This is a genomic window from Allobosea sp. AAP35, assembly GCF_001295925.1.
Lineage (GTDB): Bacteria > Pseudomonadota > Alphaproteobacteria > Rhizobiales > Beijerinckiaceae > Allobosea.
The window spans coordinates 13,800-34,465 of sequence record NZ_LJHQ01000048.1; the positions used below are offsets into that span (position 1 = coordinate 13,800).

The following is a 20,666-nucleotide window of genomic DNA, read 5'->3' on the forward strand; positions in this document are numbered from 1 at the left end:
TCCCGGACGGTCTTCGGCCGCCCAGGATGACGCCTGGCAGCGAGCCCCTCAATCCACGATGAACAGCTTCGCGCCCGTCATGGTGCTGGAGCGATGCGCCTCGGCACCGTCCGCCACCTGATAGCTCATGCCCGCCTTGAGCGGCATGACGCGGCCATCCTCCAGCCTCGTCTCCATCTCGCCCTCGAGACACAGGATGATATGGCCCTTGGAGCACCAATGGTCGGCGACATAGCCCGGCGTATACTCGACCATGCGCACCCGGACGCGGTTCTCCTCCGGTCCGAAATATTGCGTGCGCCAGAACGCCTCGCCGACATCGCCGGCATGCCGCTCGGCAGGGATCGTCGACCAGTCGGTCGTCACGAAGGGAATGTCGCTCAGCTTCATCGCAGATCTCCGTCGGTCGGTCTGCCGACCCTGCCATCTTCGCACGGCGTAGGACAATGCAGACATTTGCGGTCCGACCAACCGACGGCCGATCACGAAAAAGGGCGGCCCCGTGGGACCGCCCTTCAGATCGTTCGCGCAAAGTCGAGATCAGTTCATCGAGATGGCGACGAAGCGGACCTCGCCCTGGGCGTTGGCCACCAGAAGCAGGGCCGACTTCTTGCCCTCCTTCTTCAGCGCGTCGATGCGCCGGGTGACGTCCTCGGGCGAATTCACCGCCTCCTGGCCAATCTCGACCACGAGTTCGCCGACCTGGATGCGCTTGTCGGCGGCGTTCGAATTGGGGTCGACCCGGGTGATCACCACACCCTTGACGCCGTCCTTGATCGAATGGCGCTTGCGGAGCTCTTCGGTCTGGGGCGAGAATTCGAGGCCGAGCGCGGCGGTGACGGCGGGCTTGGCCGGTTCAGCCGGGGTACGCGCCGAGGCCGGCTGCACCTTCTCGCCATCCTCCAGACGGCCGAGCTTGACCGTCTTCACCTCTTCCTTGCCCTTGCGCATGATCGTGACCGGCACGTCCTTGCCAACCGGCGTGGCTGCGACGATGCGCGGCAGGTCGCGGGAATCCTTCACGTCCTTGCCGTCGAACTTGGTGATGACGTCACCCACATCGAGGCCGGCGGGCTTGCCGGGGCCCTTCTCGTCGACGCCGGCCACCAACGCGCCGCGCGCCGTGCCCAGACCGAGCGCCTCGGCGGTCGCGTCGTCGACGCTCTGGATGCGCACGCCGAGCCAGCCGCGACGGGTCTCGCCGAATTCCTTGAGCTGATCGATGATGTTGCTGGCGAGCGAAGACGGCACGGCAAAGCCGATGCCGACCGACCCACCCGTGGGCGACAGGATGGCGGTGTTGATGCCGATCACCTCGCCCGCCATGTTGAACAGCGGCCCGCCCGAATTGCCCTTGTTGATGGCGGCATCGGTCTGGATATAGGTGTCGTAGGGGCCCTGCTGGATGTCGCGGTTGCGCGCCGAGACGATGCCAGAAGACACCGACCCGCCAAGCCCGAACGGATTGCCGATCGCCATCACAGGATCGCCGATGCGCATCTTGTCGGAATCACCGAGCTTGACCGCTGGGAGAGGCTTGTCGTGCTTCACCCGCAGAACGGCGAGATCGACCTTGGCGTCCTTGCCAACCACCTCGGCCTTGAGACGCAATCCGTTGTTGAAGATCACGGTGATGTCGTTCGCATCGCCGATGACATGACTGTTCGTCACGACGATTCCAGATGCGTCGATCACGAAGCCAGAACCCGCCGACTGCGAGCGGCGCTGCTGGGGACCCTGATTTTCCCCCTGCTGCCCTGGTCGCCCGCCCTGGCCCTGCTGGCCCTGGCCGCGACGGTTGAAGAACTCCTCGAACAGATCGCCGAACGGCGTGTCCGGTCCGAGCTGCGGAATTTGCGGCAGGGTGCGGCCGCGCGTGTCGCTGGTCGTCACCGCCGCGATATTGACCACGGCCGGCATGACGCGCTCGGCGAGATCGGCCAGCGACATCTGACCCTGAATAATGGGCGCGGACGCCGTCTGGGCCGGGGCCGTCAGGGGAGACGCGAGCAGGGACAACCCTGCAACGCCAGCCACCAGGAAACCCCGCCCTGCGCGGCGCGCCGTGACGGTCGGGGCCCGGGAGGCAAACGTCGCAAAGGCGGGAGCAAGGGTGGGGTTGGTTGCCATCAGTGTCCTCGTGAATCAGATTTCGGGCGAGCCGCGCGCTGCGAAGAACCCAAGCCTCAGTTGAACCATGAATTGCGGCGGAAGGTCGACCGCCCTGCATCGGCACGCGAACACGATCGCGTGGCCCGTGTCGGCTGTCAGCCCCGAACGAGCCAGACCAGAACCACGCCGACCGCCGCAGAGGCGAGGCCAATCAGCCTCATCCTCTCCGGCGGCGTTTCGGCGGCACTGCGCAGCGCCTCCTTGGCGAAGTTGGGCACCGCTGCGAACAGGATACCTTCAATCGCGAAAACAAGGCCCAGCGCCGCGATGAAATCAAGCATTCGCGACGCCTATTGGTAATGTCAGGGCTGCGCCGGCGCAGCCGGCACGGCAGGCGAAGCGGGTGCGGCTGCCGGAGCGGCCGCCGGCGTCGCCGGGCCACCCTCGCGCCGCGGCGCGTTGGGGCCGTTGAAGAAGCGGAAGAACGGCGAGTCGGGCGACAGGACCATCCGCGTGTCGCCCGGCTTGATGCTGGCCTCATAGGCCTGCATCGAGCGGTAGAACGCGAAGAACTCCTGATCCTGACCGAAGGCCTCAGCGAAGACGCGGTTACGCTCGCCTTCACCCTGACCGCGCACCTCGTCGGAGCGACGCTGCGCCTCGGCGACGATCACGGTCGAGTCCCTGTCGGCGCGGGCCCTGATCTCCTGGGCCTGCTGGGCACCGAGCGCGCGTGCTTCAGCCGCCTCGCGCTGACGTTCCGTCTGCATGCGCTGGAACACCGCCGCCGAGTTGGCGGCCGGCAGATCGACGCGCCGCAAGCGGACATCGACGACGGTCATGCCGAAGCGGGCAGCCTCGCGATTCACCTCGTCGCGAATCCGGTTCATCAGCCGGGCCCGGTCGTTGCGGACCATGGAGATGAAGCTCGCTTCCGCCAGCACCGAACGGACCGTGCCGTTGACGATCGATGCGAGCTGCGAATTGGCGCGCGGGATGTTGTTGACCGCCTGGTAGAAGCGCAGCGGATCGGAGATCCGGTAGCGCGTGAACGCATCCACGACGAGACGCTTCTGGTCCGAGGCGATGATTTCCTGCGCCGGCAGATCGAGATCGAGGATGCGGTTGTCGAGCAGGGTGACCTGTTCGAACGGGGCCGGCAGCTTGAAGTAGAGGCCCGGCTCGGTGACGACGCTGCGCACGGCGCCAAAGCGCAGCACGAGGGCCGATTGCGTCTGCTGCACCACGAAGGTCATGGCGTAGAAGACGATGGCCACGACGCCGAGAACGACGAGCAGGCCGATGCGGATGATGCCACTGTTCATCGGACGGCTCCCGTCTGGGGAGCGCCCGGAACGGGGCGCCTCTGCTGCAGCTGGTCGAGCGGAAGATAGGGCACGACCCCCTGGCCGCCGGCCGCGCTATCGAGGATGATCTTGTCGGCGCCGCCCAGGACACGCTCCATGGTCTCGAGGAAGAGGCGTTCGCGGGTGACGGCAGGCGCGAGCTTGTACTGCTCATAGACCGCGTTGAAGCGGCTGGCCTGGCCGAGCGCCTCGGCGACGGTCTGCTCCCTGAAGGCTTCCGCCGACTGGATCAACTGGGCCGCGCGACCGCGCGATTCCGGCACGACCCGGTTGGCATAGGTTTCGGCCTCGTTGCGCAGGCGCTCCTGGTCGGCACGCGCCGCCTGAACGTCGCGGAACGCATCGATGACCTGCTGCGGCGGATCGACCTTCTGCAGCTGCACGAGGCGGATCTGCACTCCGGCATTATAACCGTTGAGCGTCTCCTGCATGAGCTGGCGCACCTCGGTCTCGATCGCGGCGCGGTCGGTCGTCAGCACGGGCTGGATGTTGCGCCGGCCGATGATCTCGCGCATCGCGCTCTCGGCGACGGCTTTCACCGTGCCCGGCGGATCCTGGATGTTGAAGACGTAGTTCTCGGGCGCGGCCGGGTCGATCTGCCACTGCACGATCACGTCGATGTCGACGATGTTCTCGTCGCCGGTGAGCATCAGGCTTTCCTCGATCACGTCGGACTGGCGCGAGGCGCGCACAGATTCGACGGTCCGGAAACCGACCTCGGTAGTGATAACGTTGGTCACCTGCGGCTTGATCACGCTGCCGATCGGATAAGGCCAGTTATAGTTCAGGCCTTCGCCGGTCTTGCCGATGAACTGGCCGAAGCGCAGGTTCAGGCCGACCTCGTTGGGTCGGACAATGTACCAGCCTGTCAGAAGCCAGATCACAACCAGTCCAAGCAGGCCGAAGATCAACCCACGCCCGCCGAGATTGCCTCCGGGGAGCAGGTTTTTCAGCCTGTCCTGACCCCGACGCAGGATGTCCTCAAGATCGGGCGGGCCGCTATTGCCGCCGCCGCCACCGCCGGAGCCGCCGCCCCAGGGGCCGCCGCCACCACCGCCGCCGCCGCTTCCCCCGCGCTGGCCCCAGGGTCCGCCCCCGTTATTGCCACCGCCGCTCTGGTTGCTCCAAGGCATACTCGCGCCGTTCCCTTCCTCTGCCGACCTGCCGTGCATTAAGCGAATGGCGGTCATTTGTCAGCGCCCCTTGCTGGGCGTGCCTGGCTGAATTGGGCATGGGCCATGGATTCGTCAACGACGCAAGGCATTCATCGTCAACGGAAAGGCGGTCAGGCGCGGCGGCGAAACGTCGCGAAGGTGAAGGGATGCTCGTTGTCGGCGTCCGCGCCATGGTGCTCGCTCCTCCCCGGGACGAAGGCCGAGCGGTCCCAATCCGGGAAGATCGCATCGCCCTCCGGCATCGCGTGGACCAGGGTCAGTTCGAGCCGCTGCGCGAGCGGCAGGGCCTGGCGATAGACATCCGCACCACCCGCCACCGTGACACTGTCGGCCTCCATGCCGGCCCCCAGCGTCTGCGCGAGCCTCAGCGCCTCCGCCAGCGAATGCGCGACATGAACGCCCTCGGGCCGGAAATCGGGATCGCGTGTCAAGACCACCGTCTCGCGACCTGGCAAGGGCTTGCCGATCGAAAGAAACGTCTTGCGGCCCATCACGACGGGGCGTGAGAGCGTCAGGCTCCGGAAGCGGCGCAGATCAGTTTTCAGCCGCCAGATCAGCCGGTTGTCGTCGCCGATGACGCCATTGTCGGCGATGGCCGCAATGAGGACGATGGGAAGAGCCGCCATCGCTCAGGCCTCGCCCGCCAGCTTTGCCAGCGCCTCGCCGTCGAGCCGCTTGACGGTCCACTCGTCCTGCGCCTGAGCGCCCAGCGAGCGGTAGAACACGCGCGACGGCTCGTTCCAGTTCAAAACCCACCAAGCCAGGCGCGGCAGCCCCTCCGCGACACAGCGCTTGGCCAGCGCCGCGATCAGCGCCTTGCCGATGCCGCGCCCACGATACTGCGGATGCACGAACAGATCCTCCAGCCAGATGCCGTGCCGGCCGCTGAAGGTGGAGTAGGTGTAGAACCAGACGGCGAAACCCGCGGGCTCGCCCTCCCATTCGGCGATGTCGCAGAAGGCGCGTGGGTTCGGCCCGAAGATCGCCGCGGCGATCTCGGCCTGCGTCGCGACGACGTGATCGGCGAGCTTTTCGTACGCGGCGAGCGCCTTGATGAAATCAAGGACAAGGCCGGCCTCGTCGGGCCGGGCGGGGCGGATCGTGAGGGTCATACCGCGATCGGCGCCTTGATCGCCGGGTGCGGATCGTAGCCCTCGATCGTCACATCGGCGAAGTTGAAGTCCTCCAGTCGCGTGACAGCCGGATTGAGCGTCAACTTCGGCAGCGGCCTGAACTCCCGGCTCAGTTGCAGCTTCGCCTGGTCGAGATGGTTCACGTAGAGATGCGTGTCGCCGAAGGAATGGACGAAGTCGCCCACAGTCAGCCCCGTCACCTGCGCCACCATATGCGTCAGCAGTGCGTAGCTCGCGATGTTGAAGGGCACGCCGAGGAAGACGTCGGCCGAGCGCTGATAGAGCTGGCAGGAGAGTTTGCCCGGCCCCTCCGCCGAGGGCTGCACGAAGAACTGAAACAGACAGTGACACGGCGCCAGCGCCATCTTCGGGATATCGGCCGGGTTCCAGGCCGAGACGATCAGCCGGCGCGAATCCGGATTGCGCTGGATCTCGTTCACCAGCCAGGCGATCTGGTCGATCGTGGAGCCGTCGGGCGAAGGCCAGGAGCGCCACTGCCGGCCATAGACCGGGCCGAGATCGCCATTCGCATCGGCCCATTCGTCCCAGATCGTGACGCCGTTCTCCTGCAGGTAGCGCACATTGGTGTCGCCGCGCAGGAACCAGATCAGCTCGTGGATGATCGATTTCAGATGCAGCTTCTTGGTCGTGACGAGCGGGAAGCCCTCGCTCAGATCGAAACGCATCTGGTGGCCGAACACCGCGATAGTGCCCGTGCCGGTGCGGTCGTCCTTGCGGATGCCCTCGTCCAGGACGCGTCGAAGCAGGTCGTGATACTGGCGCATGAAAAAATCCCGGTCGAAACGGCGCCACCATAACGGCAAAAGCGCGTTGATGGCGCGCCCAGTGGCCCGCCTTCCCCCGATTTCTTGGCTCCGTCTTGGGCGCTGTTTCTTAAGCCGTTCCTACGCTTGACCGCTGCCCGCCGATGTCAGCAGCCGGAACCGATACGAAGCCGCACCGTTGTCCCAACGAGCCCACCCAAGCCTCAAGAGATGGGGAGATTTGTTCATGAACCTTCAAACCACCACCCGCGCACTGCTGTTGTCGGCGCTGCTCGCCCTGCCTGCGACTGTCGTCAACGCCCAGGCGCCATCGCCCGCACCGATCAGGCCGGGGCAAACGGCCATTTCGATGGACGACGCACGGCGTATCGCAAACGACAACGGCGTGGTTCGGATCGAGGAGATCGAACTCGATGATGGCAAATGGGAGATCGAGGGCCGCGATGCCGCCGGCGCCGAGATCGAGATCGACCTGCGCGCCACGGACGGCATGATCATCAAGATGGAGCGGGATCGGCCCGCTGCGGCGCGTGCGCGACCCTGATCGATCACGCGATCGCGACAGGATGTGACGCGGCGGCGCAACGGCCGCCGTCATGGCTGCCACAATCGGAATGCCTCCTTGCCGCAGTGCAGCGGCGGGAGGAATCGATGCGGAACTTCGCTTTGGCGGTAACTCTTTGGGCCGTGTTCGGCTCGATGGTGCCCTTAACAGCTGCGGCCGGCGTTTCGATGCCGCTGAAGCCAACCCTTCATATCAAGCAAAACCCCGCCCAGGCGCTGCACGTCTCGGAACAAGCTGCACGACGCATCGCCTGGCGTTTCGGCTTTGACCACATTGAGGAGATCGTCCTGGCGGGTGACCGCTGGGAGATCGCCGGCCGCGACCGCGCCGGCCACGAAAAGCTGCTCGATATCCATGCTTATGACGGCCGCATTCTGAACTGAGGGCACCTCACCGGAAATAAGCCGGCGAGGTGCCCTTCCGCTCTTTCCCCGGAGCGCTCGTGCCCCTATATTGACTTTGCCGTTCGCAAGATCGGCTATGGCGATAAACGAGCGTCGGAATAAGCTTTTCGGACCCGGGGGCGGTACCCGGCGCCTCCACCACAGCCCTGCGGCGCAAGCCATGGGGCGGCTTGCGGGATCTTTGGACCGCGGGCTGGCCCGGCCACTCAGGCAGGGTTGCGGCGGGGGCGAAATAGGATCGACGAGAGTGTAAAGGCCGTTCTTTTGCCCGGTATGGTTCCGCCGTTATAGGGCTAACGCATAGTTGCCAATGACAACAATGCTCGGGTCGCTGTCGCCGCGTAAGCGGTGCTGGTTCCCAAACCTAAGTCCTTCCGTTTAGCGACGTAAGGCGGGGCTCGGAGGCGCCTGGCAACAGAAGCCTCCACTTTTTTCTGATGGCCTGCCCGGCTATTGCGGCGCGATACTGGAAGCGGAAGCCACGACCTGATGTCAAAGGATGTTCTTCGCTACGATCTGATGGTGCAGGACGCACTCAAGGGGGTCGTACGCAAGATTCTCACCGAGGCGGGGCGCGACGGCCTTCCGGGCGACCATCATTTCTATGTCACCTTTCGCACCACGGCGCCTGGCGTTCGCGTCTCCCAGCGGTTGCGCGACAAGCACCCGGAAGAGATGACGATCGTGCTCCAGCATCAATTCTGGGACCTGAGCGTCGGCGAGCACGCTTTCGAGGTCGGACTGTCGTTTTCCGGCGTTCCCGAACGTCTCCTGGTCCCGTTTGACGCGATCACCACCTTCTTCGATCCGTCGGTCCAGTTCGGGCTGAAATTCGAAACGCAGGAGGCGGCGGACAACAGCTCGGCCAATGACCAGACGGCAGGCCCCAAACCGCGCGGGGCGGGCTCGGAGCCGAGCGAGGCCTCCCCTGCCCCCATCGCGCTGCCGGTCAAGGCCCAGCCGGCCGGCCTGCCCGCGCTCAAGGGCAAGGTGGATCGTGACGCGGCGTCGTCAGGCAAGGGCACCAAGGTTGCAAAATCGCAACCCGGCGGCGACGCCGGCTCGCCGGAACCGAACGCCGCAGGCAGCGAAGAAGGCGGCGCCCAGGTCGTCAGCCTCGATGCCTTCCGCAAGAAGACCTGACGGGCGCTGCGGCACCTGTGTCGGCGTATCCCCCCCGAACCAGCTGAGCCAGCCATGTCCGACATCCGCACCGAAACCGACTCCTTCGGCCCGATCGCCGTGCCGGCGGACCGCTATTGGGGTGCGCAGACGCAGCGTTCGTTGGAGAATTTCAAGATCGGCGGCGAGCGCGAGCGTATGCCGCTGCCGTTGATCCATGCGCTCGTCCTGGTCAAGAAATCTGCCGCCCACGTCAATGCGAGGCTCGGCCTGATCGACCAGCGTGTCGCCGGGGCCATCGGGCAGGCGGCAGACGAGGTTCTGTCGGGCAAATTCGACGGGCATTTTCCGCTGGTGATCTGGCAGACCGGTTCTGGAACGCAGTCGAACATGAACGCCAACGAGGTGCTGGCCAACCGCGCCAACGAGATCCTCGGCACAGGCCTCGGCGCCAAAAGCCCGGTTCACCCCAATGATCACGTCAATCGCGGCCAGTCTTCGAACGACTGCTTTCCCACGGCCATGCACATCTCCGCCGCGCTGGAGGTCTCGCGCCTGCTGCTGCCGGCGCTGCGCGGCCTGGAAAAAGCGCTCTCGGACAAGGCCGAAACCTTCCGGGGCCTGGTCAAGATCGGCCGCACCCATCTGCAGGACGCCACCCCGGTCACGCTCGGCCAGGAATTCTCCGGCTATGCGATGCAGCTCCATCTCGGCATCAGCCGGATCGAGGCCTCGCTTGGCGGGCTATACGCGCTGGCGCAGGGCGGCACCGCCGTCGGCACCGGGCTCAACACCCATCCGGATTTCGCGGTCCTCTTCGCCAAGGAGGTGACAGCGCTGACCGGCCTGCCCTTCCGCTCCGCGGAAAACAAGTTCGAGGCGCTGGCGAGCCATGGCGCGCTGGCCGCGGCGCACGGCGCGCTCGCCGCGCTCGCCGCCGATCTCTTCAAGATCGCCAACGATATCCGGCTGATGGGCTCGGGCCCACGCTCCGGGCTCGGCGAAATCAGCCTGCCCGAAAACGAACCCGGTTCCTCGATCATGCCCGGCAAGGTCAATCCGACCCAGGCAGAGGCCCTGACCATGGTCGCCACGCAGGTGCTCGGCAACCAGACCACGATCGGCTTTGCCGCGTCCCAGGGCCATTTCGAGCTCAACGTCTTCAAGCCGGTGATCGCGGCTGCCTTCCTGCAGTCGGTCCGGCTGCTGGCCGATGCGGCCGGGAGTTTCCGCACCAACTGCGTCGAGGGGATCGTAGCCAATGAGAGCCAGCTCAAGGACCTGCTGTCGCGTTCGCTGATGCTGGTGACCGCTCTGGCACCGGCGATCGGCTATGACAAGGCCTCGTCCATCGCCAAGGCGGCCCATCACAATGGCACGACGCTTCGCGAAGAGGCTCTGCGCGCCGGTGTCGATGGCGACCTGTTCGACGCCACCGTCAGGCCCGAGCTGATGCTCGGCCCCGCCTGAGCGGAAGCGAAGCCCATGGCCGAGATCGTCAATCTCCGCCGCGCCCGCAAGCAGCGCGTCAGGCAGGATGCCGAAAAACAGGCGCAGCAGAACCGGATCGCTTTTGGCCGCACAAAGGCCGAACGCAGCTTGACGCAGGCCGAGCAAAGCAAGGCTGAGCGCGCGCTCGAAGGGCACCGCCTGCCGGGTGCAGACGACGAGTCCAATCCGTGAGTGCCGAGCGCAAGCGCTCGCTCACCATCGCCGGTCACCGCACCAGCGTCTCGTTGGAAGAGCCCTTCTGGGAAGGGCTGAAGGAGATCGCCGCGATACGCGGGCTTACCGTGGCGACGCTGATTGCGACGATCGATTCGGGGCGGGACGGCGTGAACCTCTCCTCGGCGCTGCGGCTGCATGTGCTGGCGCATTACAAGCGACTGGCGGAAGAAGCGTAGCGCTTGCGCTGTTATCTCGGACCGCCCCTGGACAAGCCGCGAACGCGAAACGACGCAAATCCGGGATCCATCATAGAGCTCCGTCGCGCCCCCATGATGGAGCCCGGGATGACGCTCTCTCGAAACCAGCGAAAAGACTTCCAGACCAGGCGCTTAACCCAACGACCTGAATCACGCCCGCAACCACCTGAATCAATTTGGCAAGACGCTCGTCAGTTGAGTTGCCCACCCCGCGACAATGGGCGCGGCACGGACTCGATGTCGATGGGCGGCGCCAGCGGCGGGGCTTGCTGCAGGACGGCATCGGGGAAATTCGCCCGCGGGGCGCTCGGCAGGACCAACGGACCGGGCTGCGGGATCTGCGTCGCCGCGCGCTCGGCCGCGGCCCGTTCTGCAGCCGCACGCGCACGCTCGGCCCGCTCTTCCGCCTCGAGGCGGCGGCGCATTTCCTGCTCCATCCGCGCCTGCTCGACGCGGCGGATCTCCTCGGCCCGGCGTTCTTCTGCCGCGCGTCGCGCCTCTTCGGCCGCACGTCGCGCGTCCTCGATCCGCTGCTCCTCCTCGGCCCGTTTCGCTTCGGCGAGCTTGCGTTCTTCTTCCGCCTTGAGGAATTCGCCAAGCTTGCGCTCGTTCTCACGCATCTCCCGCTCGGCCCGCAGCCGGCGTGCATGGGCGGCACGTTCGCGCGCGTCGGCCTCGAAGGCCTCGACACGCTCGATCTCACGAGCCAGCGCCCGGGCCGCCACCATGTTCGACAAGGCGTTCACATCCGTCTCGCGGCGCGGCGCCAGAAGCGGTCCGCGCCAGGCGACACCGACCTGGGGCGCATCCGCCGGCCAGCCCTTCGGCAAAGCGCCCAGCGGCTTCAGCCCGAGCCGCAGATCAAGCGTCAACGCGCGCAGATCGACAATGCCACTGGCCTCCGTGCGCAGGCCGGCGCGTTCAAAGCTCAGCGGCTGCAGCCGGATCAACCCGCCCGCCAGCGTGAAGGGCACTGTGACGTTGCCGAGCGCGAACGAATCGCGGTCGAGCGCCTGGTTCAACCGTTCCTGCAGCCGCGCGGCATCGCTCTCCGACGCATCCTCGCCGGTCGCGGCGATGACGCGCGCATAGGCGGCAGGGTCGAAGCGGCTCAGCCGCGCCTCGGCGAAGCTCAGGCTCCCCGCGCCGCCGAGCCCGGCGATCAGCCGGGCCGGGCTCTCGCCCGAACCGCCGGCCTCGAACCGGCCGGAGACCTTACCGCCGATCGCGCCGCCTGTGAGCGGCGCGAGATCGACGGCGTCGAGGTCGAGACGCCCCGATAGCTGGGCAAGCCCGCCCTCACGCCGCGTCGCCAAGCGGCCTCCGACACGCCCGCCGCCGAAGCTTGCGCTGAGATCGTCGAGCCGCAGCCCATCCTGGTCCGAGCGCAAACCGAAGCGCGCATCGCGCAGCGTGATGCCGTCCCCTGCGGTCAAGGCACCGGCTTCGATCGCAAGTTGAAAATCCGGCAGGCCGGCCGCTGGACCAAAGCGCGTCGTTGACCAGGTCGAGGCTCCGGCCGGCCCCGCCCCCAGCGCCGCGCCGAGGAGGCCGCGCAGATCGGCGCTGGGCACGGCCAGACGCCCGGTCAGCCCGCCCTCCCGCGAGAAAGCAACTGCGCCGCTCGCGGCGGCACCGCCGAGATTGACCACGAGGGCGTCGAGCGTGACGGTCTCGGGCGCGAAGCCCACCCGTGCATGGGCATCCACCAGTCCGTCGGGCAGAAGCCGTGACGCGCCCTCGGGCAGGATCTGGCCGATCCCGTCGGCCTGGACCGTCAGCCGTGGCGGCGCCGCACCCTCATGCTCCATCACGACCGAAAGGCCCGGCCCCGCCAGTGTTCCCACCAGCCGGCCCGGCCCCTGCTCGATCACAAGATCGCCGGCCCCGCCATGGCGCGGCGCAGGCAGGCCCAGCGCCTGAAAAACCTGGCGCCGATCTCCCAGCGCAAAGCGCAGGGCAGTCCCCGTCCAGACACCGGCTCCATCCAGCTGGCCCGCCAGCGACAGGCGCCCGGCCTGGGCCGAGCCGTCGATCGACAGCGCCGTCTCGCCCGACGGGGCCCGCGTCAGGCGAAAACCGGCATCGAGCCGCGACAGGCTGTCGCCGACGCGTGTCAGGACCTGGCGTGCCGCATCGGGGAGGAGCGGCCCGGCAAGCGCGGCCACCGTCTCGAAGCGCGGCGCGCGGATGCGGCCGGCAATTTCGCCGCCCTCGGCCAGCAGCGCGCCCGAGCCTGTGGCGCTGACGCCGCCGAACCCAGCGATGGAGAGCCGGCTGAGCCGCCAGATCGCGCCTTCGCGCCGCAGGTCGAGGCTGGCCGAACCCGGCGGCGCGTTGCGGAAGCGGGCCTCGCTTAAATTCAGATCGAGCGCGAGATCGCGCGAACCGAGCAGCCCGGCAAAGCTCTCGCCCGGCGGCAGGGTGTTGAGATCGAAGCCATGCAGCGAAGCCTTGGCGACGAGCCGCTGCGCCGTCAGATCGCCCGACATCTCCAGCCGGACGCCGGAGGAACCGGTCATCATCAGGCGCTGCAGCGCGATGCGCCCGCCGTCCCAGCCGCCGATGAGCTCGGCATCGATCTGCCCAAGGCCCGCGATGAGTTCGGCCAGGGCCGGGTCGAGGCCCGCGCGCCCCAGCACGAGCCCGATGCGCCGCGCATCCTCCGCCTTGAGATTGAGCTGGCCGGCCGCCCCCTGCGCGTCGATAGCGCCGGACGCGCCGAGCAAGGCGCCGGCGAACCGCAGCGAAGCCGTGGCGTTGGCGAGGCCGTTCCCGTCGAGGCGGCCGCGGAGGCCGAAAGCGGAGAGGTCTTCCCCGCGCCAGATCACCTGGTCCAGGTCGAGCGAGAAATCAAACTGCCCCGGCAGCCCTTGCAGGGCCCGCTCGAAGCCAGCTCGCTCCGAAAGCGCGCCGGTCAGAGCATCGGCGTCAAGCCGGCGCGCCCGCAGCGCCAGCGAGCCCGTGCCTGCCCCTGGCAGAAACTGCCCCTCGCCTTCGAGCCGGGCCGCCCCTCCGGCGAGATCGAGCGTCAGCCCCGCGAGATCGAGCTGTCGGCTGCCGCCACTGACTTTTCCGGCCAAAGCCAAGGCCCCGCCCGGCGACAGCGTGAAGGACCCGTCCAGCCCCGGCGCAGCGGCGGCGTTCCCCCCTGGCAAGAGGAAGTGACCGTCGAAGCTGAACTGGAGGTCTTCGCCGGTGATGAAGGCCTTGGCCCGCAGGCGTCCATCGGGCTCGATGGCACCGGTGGTGACCCTCAGCGACGACCCCGCCGCCTCGCCTTCGATGCGCCAAGGTCCCGCCAGGCTGACGGCGGAGATCTCCGCGGCGATCGGCGCGATCGTCACGGGTTCGCGGCCGGCCTCATGCCAGGTCAAAAACGAGCGGCTGATGGAAAGGCGGTCGAGGCTGGTCTGCGTCGGCAGGCCGGTGCCCGTGCGCGCCGGCAACCGAATCGCACCCGTCTCGTCGACGAGAACCGAGAGGGCGGCGCCTTCCGCTCGCGCCTCGGCGATGCGGAACTCGCCGCGCGCCAGCGCCGACAGCGCCAGCTCGACCGTCAAAAGCTCGACCGCCGCCGTGCTGGCGCCCTCGCCCGATCCGAAGCGCACATCCTGCAGCGTCAGCCGCGGCGACGGCAGCAGGCGCAGCCCGATGCCGCCGCCGATATTGGTCTCGACGCCGAGCGCGCCCGCCAGTCGGGCTTCGAACTGGGGCCGGTAGCTGCGCCAGTCGACAAAGCCCGGCCCGATCAGGGCCGTCAGAAGCGCCAGCACCAAAAGGCCGGCCAGAACTGTCAGGGTCTCACGCAACGTCCAGTACGATCCTCGTCGCTCGGGAAGCCGCGATCATGCAGGCAAGTCGCGGCAAGATCACGACATTTTCGGAACGTGCCGCAGATTTCGCCGGGCTCCGATGCGGAATGCGACCTCAGAGCACGAAAATCTTGCCCGGGTTGAGGATGTTCTGCGGGTCAAGCGCGCGCTTGAGCTGGCGCATCACCACCATCGCAGGCGCGCCATGCTCGGCCTCGAGATATTTGATCTTCTTCTGGCCGACGCCGTGCTCGCCCGTGCAGGTGCCGCCCATGGCCAGCGCCCGCTTGACCAGCCGCTCGATGAAGGCCTCGGCGCGGGCGACCTCTTCGGGATCGTTCAGATCGACCAGCGGCTGCGTGTGGAAATTCCCGTCGCCGACATGTCCCGCGATCGGTGCAATCAGCCCGCTCGCCTCGATGTCGCGCTTGGTCTCCTCGACGCAATCCGCCAGCTGCGAGATTGGCACGCAGACGTCGGTCGCCACCGAATCGACGCCGGGCCGCAGCGCCCGCGCCGCCCAATACGCATCATGCCGCGCCTGCCACAGCTTGCTGCGATCCTCCGCCTTGGTCGCCCATTCGAACGGCCCGCCGCCATACTCGGCCGCGATCTCGCCGAAACGCTCGGACTGTTCCTTCACCCCGGCTTCCGTGCCGTGGAACTCGACGAAGAGCATCACGGTCTCGGGCAGGCCAAGTTTGGAGTGGAGGTTGACGCCGCGGATCATCACCTCGTCGAGCAGCTCGATGCGCGCCACCGGCAGGCCGGACTGGATGGTGATGATGGTCGCATCGCAGGCCGCCTTCACTGAGGGGAAGGGGCAGATCCCCGCCGAGATCGCCTCGGGGATGCCATGCAGCTTCAGCGTGATCTCGGTGATGATGCCCAGCGTCCCTTCCGAGCCGATGAGGAGGCGGGTCAGATCGTAGCCGGCCGAGGTCTTGCGGGCCCGCGTCGAGGTCTTCACGATCGCGCCATCGGCCATCACGGCCGTTAGCGCCAGGACATTGTCCTTCATCGTGCCGTAGCGCACGGCATTGGTGCCCGAGGCCCGCGTCGCCGCCATGCCGCCGATCGAGGCATCCGCACCGGGATCGATCGGGAACATCAGGCCCTGATCGCGCAGATGCTCGTTGAGCTCCTTGCGTGTGACGCCGGCCTCGACGACGCAGTCGAGATCCTCGGCATGGACCGCGAGGATGCCCTTCATCTGGCTTAAATCGATGCAGACTCCGCCGAAGGGGGCGTTCACATGCCCTTCCAGCGAGGTGCCGGTCCCGAACGCGATCACCGGCACGCCATGCTGCGCGCACAGCGCAACGATCTGCGAGACCTCCTGCGTGCTCTGCGGGAACACCACCGCATCGGGCGCCTGGTTGGGGATCCAGGTCAGGGTATGGCCGTGCTGCTGGCGCACCGCCAGGCTCGTCACCAGCCGGTTGCCGAACGCGGCCGCCAGCGCCTGCGTGACGGCGGCGATCGCGCCCGGCGAGGGCGGCAGCACGGCTGCGGACACGGGAGCCTCATGCAGGGCAGTGGCGGGCAAATTCATTGTCAACATCCGACTCTGGCGTTTACACTTGAACGGTTCGACATCGCGAATTCGCGATCCGGATCGGGGTCTGCCGACATGACACTGTCTGACGGCCGGCGAAGAGGCAGTAGGATAGACCGTCGCGGCAGGCAACGGGCAGGCGCAGACACGCGGGCTCGGGTCCGTCGCCACGCATGGCTCGCGGGTTACAGCCGCGATCGGAAGAGGTTCGAGGACGGCAGGTGACGATCAAAGACGAAAGCCGCAACCCCGTTCTGTTCTTCGCGCCCTTCGTGTCCTCGACGATGCGGGTCGAGCCGCAATGGATCGACCATAATGGCCATCTCAACATGGCCTATTATCACGTCCTGTTCGACCGCGCGGCCGACGAGGTGTTTTCGCTGGTCGGCCTCAACCAGGACTATGTCGACACGCGTCACGCCTCGACCTTCGCGGCCGAATGCCACATCCTCTACAAGCGCGAACTGACCGAGAGCGACCAGGTCCGGGTCACGGCCCAGCTGATCGCCTTCGACGACAAGCGGCTGCATTATTATCTCGAGATGCGGCATGCCACCGAGGGCTGGCTCGCCGCCACCAGCGAGAACATGTCGCTGCATGTCGATCTCACCAACCGCAAGGTCTGCCCCTTCCCGCCCGACATTCTCGCCAGCGTCGCGCTGATGAAGGCGGCCCACAGCATGATGGCGCTTCCGGCGACGATCGGCCGGATCATCGGCATGCCCGAGAAGACGGCGATCACCGTCGAAGGCATGACCGGCGAGCGCGAGCCCGAGACCCGGCACTAACGGCGCCCGCGCCCTTCAGTCCGGATCGGGGATGCACAGCATGATGCCGCAGGCCTTGCAGTGTACGGCATCGGGCTCGTGACGCTGCAGCCCGCATTGCGGGCAGGGAAACGTCACCTTGTTGGGCCGAAACACCGCCTGAGCCAGCCGCACGAACAGCGAGATGCCGACGATCATCACCACGATCGAGGTCAGCTTGCCGGAGACCCCGGGCAAGGTGATGTCGCCGAAGCCGGTCGTCGTCATCGTCGTGACCGTGAAATAGAAGGCATCGACATAGCCTTCGATCCCGGGCCGGCCGGCGAAGAAGAAGGTGTAGATGAAGCCGGTCACCACGAAGAGGAAGGTCGTGAGGTTGATCACCGCACGTGCGGCATCCTCCCATTCGCGCAGGTTCGACCGGCGCAGCTGCATCCAGATCGCGCCGCGGTTCGACAGGGACCAAAGCCTGAGGATGCGCAGGAAGCCGAAATTATCGAGCGACTCCGGCACAAGCAGCGTCGCCAGGATGAACAGATCGAGCAGCATCGTCGGCTGCCGCAGCAGTCGCACGACATCCGAGGCGGCGAGGAACCGCGCCAGGATCTCGACTGCCAGGATCGCGGCGATCGAATAGTCGATCCATAGGAAGGACGGCCGATCGCGGATCAGCGGCGTGACGATGAAAAAGACGATGATCACGATATCGACGATCGCGGTCGCCATCTGGAAGCGCAGCGCGGCGGGGGAACGACCGTGATAGAGCTGGCGCAGGCGGTTGCGAAAGCGCCCGGATGGGCCCTGCGGCGGGATGTCGGCCTGTGCGTTCATGCCATCGGCGCTAGCATGGCATCCGGCGTAGCGTCCAGCACGGTCGCCGGTGCGTTCAATGCGATGTCCCCGCTGTCGCGGGTGTCCAACCCAGGCTCAGGAGAGCATCATGGTCAAAGCGATCTGGAACGACATGGTCGTCGCCGAATCCAACGATACCGTTATCGTCGAGGGCAACCACTACTTCCCGGCCGATGCGGTCAAGCCGGAGCTGTTGCGGCCCAGCGCCACGACCACCGTTTGCGGGTGGAAGGGTACTGCCAACTACCATTCCCTCGTCGTCGACGGCAAAGAGAACCGTGACGCGGCCTGGTATTATGCGGAACCGAAATCCGCCGCCGCCGAGATCAAGGGTCGGATCGCCTTCTGGAAGGGTGTCAAAGTCGCCTGAAGCGTGTCAGGTGGCGCGGCGCAACGTCGCATGCGTGGCGTAACCGCGATGCAGCGCCTGCGTCGCGGCGGTCGCCCCGGAAGCCTGCGCGACAGCTTCGACCACGGCTTCGAGGTCGCCGCGCGGCGTGACGTGAAACAGCGCAAGCCAGCGGTTGAGCACGGCCCGGAACGGCGCCGGCAGATCCCGCTGGTCGCCGAAATCGACGATGTGCAGCTCGCCGCCAGGTGACAACCGCCGGGCCGCCTCCTCGATCACGCCGCGCCAGGGCGGGATCATCGACAGCGCATAGGAAATCACGATCCGGTCGAAACCGGCCTGCCCGAACAAGGCCTGTGGGTCGAAAGCGGTCGCATCCGCCTGTCTGAGCACGATGCGGTCCGACAGCCCCGCCCGCGCCACCGACTTACGCGCGGTCGCCAGCATGGCGGAAGACACGTCAAGCCCGAAACAGGGCCGGCCCGGATAGGCCTGCGCGATCTTGATCAGGTTGCGGCCGGTGCCGCAGCCGATCTCCAGGATCGTCCCGCCAGGCGGCGGTGCGAGTTCGGCGATCAGCCGATCGCGCCCGAGCAGGTAGAACTTCCGGCTGGCATCGTAGACATGGCGCTGATGGCGGTACATCGCATCCATCAGCGACGCCGCGCCGTCCCTGCGCGGAGCCGCGCTCACGCCGCGGCCTCCAGGCGCTCGGTGCCGGGCAGCATATAGAGATGAAAGCCCCCATAAATCGAGGAGCGGTCGCGCGCGCAGAGCTCGCGGCTGGTCGCCTCCTCATAGCGCCACTGGTCGAGGATCGCGGCCGGCACGCGGCCGGGCAGCAGGCGCTCATCGGCCGCGGTGCGGAAGATCACCCGTGCGCCGGGCTTGGCTGTGCGGGTGATCTGCGACCACAGCGCCGTCAGATCGGCATCGTTCATCCAGTCCTGCGCATCGAGCAGCACATAGGCATCGCAGCTCTTGGCCGGCTGGGCCTCGAGGAAGGCCGTGATGGCGCTCTGGTGATAGGACACCCGGCCTGCGCGCGCCTTGACGCGCTCGAAATTCTCGCGCTGCAGATAGGGCGGCAGCGCCGCGTCGGGGCTCTGCTCATAGCCGCGACCGAAAGCCTGCCGCGCGAAATAATTCGTCTTGAGGTCGAAGCCGCAGGCGAGCCGCTCCATCCGGTCATGGAGCGCGCCACGGATGCCGTCCGAGCCGTCGGCGGCGAGCGCCTTGTATTGCGCCGGGGGGATGCCGAGCCCGTAAAGCGAGGCCGGCTGGCGGATCAACCAGCGCACGAAGGGCTTGTCGAAGACCGGCGCGACATGCCGCTCGAACAGGACGCGCTGTTCGGCGAGGTCGCGCGCCTCCAGCATCTTGCGCGGATCGCAGCCGAGCGCCCGGCCGAGCAGATGCCCGGTTCCGATGAAGCGCCCGAGCAGCCCGAAGCGGTAGACATTGCGGGCGAACATGCCGATCCGGCGCCGCCCGTTCAGCCCCCGGCCCTCCCAATAGCTGCGCGAGGTCGCATCGAGATGCGGAGCGATCTCGCGCTCGTAGAAGGCGACATTGGCCGGTGACTGGGCCTGCCCGAAAAAACGCAGGAAATCGTCATGGTGGGTCATCCGCGCCAGAGCGGCGAGCTTCAGCTTGCCCAGGGCGATATGCGCCCCGTTGAGATCGATCGCGCTGATCTTGGCCGGATCGGCGGTCAGATAGGACAAGACGTTGCAGGAGCCGGACGCGATCGCCACGACATGGTCGTCTGGCTGAAGGCGCAGCGCCTCCATATCGACGACCGGATCTTCCCAGATCTGCGGATAGACCAGGCCGGAAAAGGCCAGGGTGAACATCCGCTCCAGCACACCCGCCTTGGACAGGGGCTTGCTGCGATGGACTGCGCTGGTCAGCCCCATGCTGGTCGTGCGCCGAACCGTGCGTGCTGTCTGCGTCACCTGATCCTCGCGCGCCGTGGGAATGGCGAGCCGACTAGAGGAGTCGCGTGACGGTTGGGTGACGCCTCACCTTCGCGATCCGAGATGTCGTTGCCGGGTCTTGTCGACAAGAAGCGGCCACCGGATTGTGAACACCAGCGACGGGTCGGCGGCTGAAATCGGCCCTCACACTCCCCATATCAGCGCGATAGAGCAGTACAGACATTTTGGCGCGGAGGAGACGACGATGGGACTGATGAGCATGTTCGGCGGCGCCGAGGCACCCAAGGAGACCTTCCCCTTCGAACTGACCGACGCCGAGTGGCGTGCGAAGCTGACCCCGGAACAGTACCGCGTGCTGCGCGGCCACGGCACCGAACGGCCCGGCTCCTGCGCGCTGAATTTCGAGAAGCGGGCCGGCACCTTCTCCTGCGTCGGCTGCGGCCAGGCGCTGTTCCGCAACGGCACGAAGTTCGAGAGCGGCACCGGCTGGCCGAGCTTCAACGAGCCGCTGGAGGGCGCTGTCGGCGTCACCGAGGACCGCAAGTTCGGCATGGTCCGCACCGAAGTCCACTGCGCCAATTGCGGCGGCCATCTCGGCCATGTCTTCCCCGACGGCCCGCCGCCCACTGGCCTGCGCTACTGCATCAACGGCGTCGCGATGGACTTCGCTCCGGCGGAGGACTGAGGCACCCCACCCGTCATTGCGAGCGTAGCGAAGCAATCCAGTGTCGTAGTGCTCGACGTCCCCCTGGATTGCTTCGTCACTGCGCTCCTCGCAATGACGGCGGTAGCGTGAA

At 66.9% G+C, this 20,666-nt stretch carries 22 protein-coding genes and 1 other RNA gene; 10 read left to right on the forward strand and 13 right to left on the reverse strand.

What is annotated here, in order from left to right:
- Positions 1 to 48 precede the first annotated feature (48 nt).
- The 8 genes from IP69_RS15960 to IP69_RS15995 all read right to left on the reverse strand — a co-directional run bounded on the left by IP69_RS15960 (position 49) and on the right by IP69_RS15995 (position 6,572).
- Positions 49 to 390 carry a DHCW motif cupin fold protein gene (locus tag IP69_RS15960; protein WP_054143829.1) on the reverse strand — a complete coding sequence of 114 codons (342 nt, stop codon included), beginning with the start codon at positions 388 to 390 and terminating at the stop codon, positions 49 to 51.
- Between the two features lie 150 nt (positions 391 to 540).
- Complete coding sequence (locus tag IP69_RS15965; protein WP_054143830.1) at positions 541 to 2,130, reverse strand: Do family serine endopeptidase; 1,590 nt, start codon at positions 2,128 to 2,130, stop codon at positions 541 to 543.
- Between the two features lie 137 nt (positions 2,131 to 2,267).
- Positions 2,268 to 2,453: a DUF2065 domain-containing protein gene (locus IP69_RS15970; RefSeq protein WP_054143831.1), complete on the reverse strand. Its 186-nt coding sequence runs from the start codon at positions 2,451 to 2,453 to the stop codon at positions 2,268 to 2,270.
- A 21-nt stretch (positions 2,454 to 2,474) separates the two neighbouring features.
- Positions 2,475 to 3,437 carry a protease modulator HflC gene (locus IP69_RS15975; RefSeq protein WP_054143832.1) on the reverse strand — a complete coding sequence of 321 codons (963 nt, stop codon included), beginning with the start codon at positions 3,435 to 3,437 and terminating at the stop codon, positions 2,475 to 2,477.
- The gene (gene hflK, locus IP69_RS15980; protein ID WP_054143833.1) at positions 3,434 to 4,612 is read right to left on the reverse strand and encodes an FtsH protease activity modulator HflK; all 1,179 of its coding nucleotides are present in this window, start codon (positions 4,610 to 4,612) and stop codon (positions 3,434 to 3,436) included. Before hflK ends, IP69_RS15975 begins: the two co-directional genes overlap by 4 nt.
- 152 nt (positions 4,613 to 4,764) lie before the next feature.
- The gene (locus IP69_RS15985) at positions 4,765 to 5,280 is read right to left on the reverse strand and encodes a dihydrofolate reductase (RefSeq protein ID WP_054143834.1); all 516 of its coding nucleotides are present in this window, start codon (positions 5,278 to 5,280) and stop codon (positions 4,765 to 4,767) included.
- Between the two features lie 3 nt (positions 5,281 to 5,283).
- The gene (locus IP69_RS15990; RefSeq protein WP_054143835.1) at positions 5,284 to 5,766 is read right to left on the reverse strand and encodes a GNAT family N-acetyltransferase; all 483 of its coding nucleotides are present in this window, start codon (positions 5,764 to 5,766) and stop codon (positions 5,284 to 5,286) included.
- Positions 5,763 to 6,572, reverse strand: a complete 810-nt coding sequence (locus tag IP69_RS15995; RefSeq protein WP_054143836.1) for a thymidylate synthase — start codon at positions 6,570 to 6,572, stop codon at positions 5,763 to 5,765. Before IP69_RS15995 ends, IP69_RS15990 begins: the two co-directional genes overlap by 4 nt.
- Positions 6,573 to 6,798: 226 nt before the next feature.
- Here IP69_RS15995 and IP69_RS16000 point away from each other — a divergent pair, with 226 nt between their 5' ends.
- From IP69_RS16000 to IP69_RS16025, 7 genes are all read left to right on the forward strand, one after another.
- Positions 6,799 to 7,116: a PepSY domain-containing protein gene (locus IP69_RS16000; RefSeq protein WP_054143837.1), complete on the forward strand. Its 318-nt coding sequence runs from the start codon at positions 6,799 to 6,801 to the stop codon at positions 7,114 to 7,116.
- Between the two features lie 107 nt (positions 7,117 to 7,223).
- A complete protein-coding gene (locus IP69_RS16005; RefSeq protein ID WP_156323498.1) occupies positions 7,224 to 7,520 on the forward strand; it encodes a hypothetical protein in 297 nt (98 codons plus the stop codon).
- A 39-nt stretch (positions 7,521 to 7,559) separates the two neighbouring features.
- Positions 7,560 to 7,970, forward strand: a transfer-messenger RNA (tmRNA) gene (gene ssrA / locus IP69_RS21530).
- Between the two features lie 60 nt (positions 7,971 to 8,030).
- Entirely contained in the window at positions 8,031 to 8,684 is a 654-nt protein-coding gene (locus IP69_RS16010; protein WP_054143839.1) for a ClpXP protease specificity-enhancing factor SspB, read from the forward strand.
- 54 nt (positions 8,685 to 8,738) lie between these two features.
- Positions 8,739 to 10,133: a class II fumarate hydratase gene (gene fumC, locus IP69_RS16015; protein WP_054143840.1), complete on the forward strand. Its 1,395-nt coding sequence runs from the start codon at positions 8,739 to 8,741 to the stop codon at positions 10,131 to 10,133.
- Positions 10,134 to 10,148: 15 nt separating this feature from the next.
- Entirely contained in the window at positions 10,149 to 10,346 is a 198-nt protein-coding gene (locus IP69_RS16020) for a DUF4169 family protein (protein WP_054143841.1), read from the forward strand.
- Complete coding sequence (locus IP69_RS16025; protein WP_054143842.1) at positions 10,343 to 10,567, forward strand: ribbon-helix-helix domain-containing protein; 225 nt, start codon at positions 10,343 to 10,345, stop codon at positions 10,565 to 10,567. Before IP69_RS16020 ends, IP69_RS16025 begins: the two co-directional genes overlap by 4 nt.
- A 212-nt stretch (positions 10,568 to 10,779) precedes the next feature.
- On the opposite strand, the gene IP69_RS16030 is transcribed toward IP69_RS16025, so the two are convergent.
- Both IP69_RS16030 and IP69_RS16035 read right to left on the reverse strand, forming a co-directional pair.
- On the reverse strand, positions 10,780 to 14,400 hold the full coding sequence (locus IP69_RS16030; RefSeq protein ID WP_054143843.1) for an AsmA family protein: 3,621 nt from the start codon (positions 14,398 to 14,400) through the stop codon (positions 10,780 to 10,782).
- A 118-nt stretch (positions 14,401 to 14,518) separates the two neighbouring features.
- Entirely contained in the window at positions 14,519 to 15,958 is a 1,440-nt protein-coding gene (locus tag IP69_RS16035; RefSeq protein WP_054143844.1) for an FAD-linked oxidase C-terminal domain-containing protein, read from the reverse strand.
- A gap of 287 nt (positions 15,959 to 16,245) precedes the next feature.
- Between IP69_RS16035 and IP69_RS16040 the strand changes: the two genes are divergently transcribed.
- Complete coding sequence (locus tag IP69_RS16040; RefSeq protein ID WP_054143887.1) at positions 16,246 to 16,749, forward strand: thioesterase family protein; 504 nt, start codon at positions 16,246 to 16,248, stop codon at positions 16,747 to 16,749.
- A gap of 15 nt (positions 16,750 to 16,764) precedes the next feature.
- Here IP69_RS16040 and IP69_RS16045 read toward each other — a convergent pair whose 3' ends face one another.
- A complete protein-coding gene (locus IP69_RS16045; RefSeq protein WP_054143845.1) occupies positions 16,765 to 17,559 on the reverse strand; it encodes an ion channel in 795 nt (264 codons plus the stop codon).
- Positions 17,560 to 17,668: 109 nt separating this feature from the next.
- Here IP69_RS16045 and IP69_RS16050 point away from each other — a divergent pair, with 109 nt between their 5' ends.
- Positions 17,669 to 17,950 carry a DUF427 domain-containing protein gene (locus IP69_RS16050; RefSeq protein WP_054143846.1) on the forward strand — a complete coding sequence of 94 codons (282 nt, stop codon included), beginning with the start codon at positions 17,669 to 17,671 and terminating at the stop codon, positions 17,948 to 17,950.
- A gap of 6 nt (positions 17,951 to 17,956) precedes the next feature.
- On the opposite strand, the gene IP69_RS16055 is transcribed toward IP69_RS16050, so the two are convergent.
- Both IP69_RS16055 and IP69_RS16060 read right to left on the reverse strand, forming a co-directional pair.
- Positions 17,957 to 18,574: a class I SAM-dependent methyltransferase gene (locus IP69_RS16055; RefSeq protein WP_082359391.1), complete on the reverse strand. Its 618-nt coding sequence runs from the start codon at positions 18,572 to 18,574 to the stop codon at positions 17,957 to 17,959.
- Between the two features lie 44 nt (positions 18,575 to 18,618).
- Entirely contained in the window at positions 18,619 to 19,887 is a 1,269-nt protein-coding gene (locus IP69_RS16060; protein ID WP_248306862.1) for a DUF3419 family protein, read from the reverse strand.
- 235 nt (positions 19,888 to 20,122) lie between these two features.
- Between IP69_RS16060 and msrB the strand changes: the two genes are divergently transcribed.
- Positions 20,123 to 20,554 (forward strand): peptide-methionine (R)-S-oxide reductase MsrB, encoded by a 432-nt coding sequence (msrB, locus tag IP69_RS16065; RefSeq protein ID WP_248306865.1) that lies wholly within the window; start codon positions 20,123 to 20,125, stop codon positions 20,552 to 20,554.
- The last annotated feature ends 112 nt before the right edge of the window (positions 20,555 to 20,666 follow it).

Excerpts from the sequence above, each read along its gene's own strand:
- IP69_RS15985 (WP_054143834.1), bottom strand. The coding sequence starts at position 5,280 with ATGGCGGCTCTTCCCATCGTCCTCATTGCGGCCATCGCCGACAATGGC.
- IP69_RS15960 (WP_054143829.1), bottom strand. The coding sequence starts at position 390 with ATGAAGCTGAGCGACATTCCCTTCGTGACGACCGACTGGTCGACGATC.
- IP69_RS16040 (WP_054143887.1), top strand. The coding sequence starts at position 16,246 with ATGCGGGTCGAGCCGCAATGGATCGACCATAATGGCCATCTCAACATG.
- IP69_RS16020 (WP_054143841.1), top strand. The coding sequence starts at position 10,149 with ATGGCCGAGATCGTCAATCTCCGCCGCGCCCGCAAGCAGCGCGTCAGG.
- IP69_RS16035 (WP_054143844.1), bottom strand. The coding sequence starts at position 15,958 with ATGAATTTGCCCGCCACTGCCCTGCATGAGGCTCCCGTGTCCGCAGCC.
- IP69_RS16005 (WP_156323498.1), top strand. The coding sequence starts at position 7,224 with ATGCGGAACTTCGCTTTGGCGGTAACTCTTTGGGCCGTGTTCGGCTCG.
- msrB (WP_248306865.1), top strand. The coding sequence starts at position 20,123 with ATGAGCATGTTCGGCGGCGCCGAGGCACCCAAGGAGACCTTCCCCTTC.
- IP69_RS15995 (WP_054143836.1), bottom strand. The coding sequence starts at position 6,572 with ATGCGCCAGTATCACGACCTGCTTCGACGCGTCCTGGACGAGGGCATC.
- IP69_RS15975 (WP_054143832.1), bottom strand. The coding sequence starts at position 3,437 with ATGAACAGTGGCATCATCCGCATCGGCCTGCTCGTCGTTCTCGGCGTC.
- IP69_RS16055 (WP_082359391.1), bottom strand. The coding sequence starts at position 18,574 with ATGTACCGCCATCAGCGCCATGTCTACGATGCCAGCCGGAAGTTCTAC.
- IP69_RS15990 (WP_054143835.1), bottom strand. The coding sequence starts at position 5,766 with ATGACCCTCACGATCCGCCCCGCCCGGCCCGACGAGGCCGGCCTTGTC.
- IP69_RS16010 (WP_054143839.1), top strand. The coding sequence starts at position 8,031 with ATGTCAAAGGATGTTCTTCGCTACGATCTGATGGTGCAGGACGCACTC.
- fumC (WP_054143840.1), top strand. The coding sequence starts at position 8,739 with ATGTCCGACATCCGCACCGAAACCGACTCCTTCGGCCCGATCGCCGTG.
- IP69_RS15970 (WP_054143831.1), bottom strand. The coding sequence starts at position 2,453 with ATGCTTGATTTCATCGCGGCGCTGGGCCTTGTTTTCGCGATTGAAGGT.
- IP69_RS16045 (WP_054143845.1), bottom strand. The coding sequence starts at position 17,559 with ATGAACGCACAGGCCGACATCCCGCCGCAGGGCCCATCCGGGCGCTTT.
- IP69_RS16050 (WP_054143846.1), top strand. The coding sequence starts at position 17,669 with ATGGTCAAAGCGATCTGGAACGACATGGTCGTCGCCGAATCCAACGAT.
- hflK (WP_054143833.1), bottom strand. The coding sequence starts at position 4,612 with ATGCCTTGGAGCAACCAGAGCGGCGGTGGCAATAACGGGGGCGGACCC.
- IP69_RS15965 (WP_054143830.1), bottom strand. The coding sequence starts at position 2,130 with ATGGCAACCAACCCCACCCTTGCTCCCGCCTTTGCGACGTTTGCCTCC.
- IP69_RS16000 (WP_054143837.1), top strand. The coding sequence starts at position 6,799 with ATGAACCTTCAAACCACCACCCGCGCACTGCTGTTGTCGGCGCTGCTC.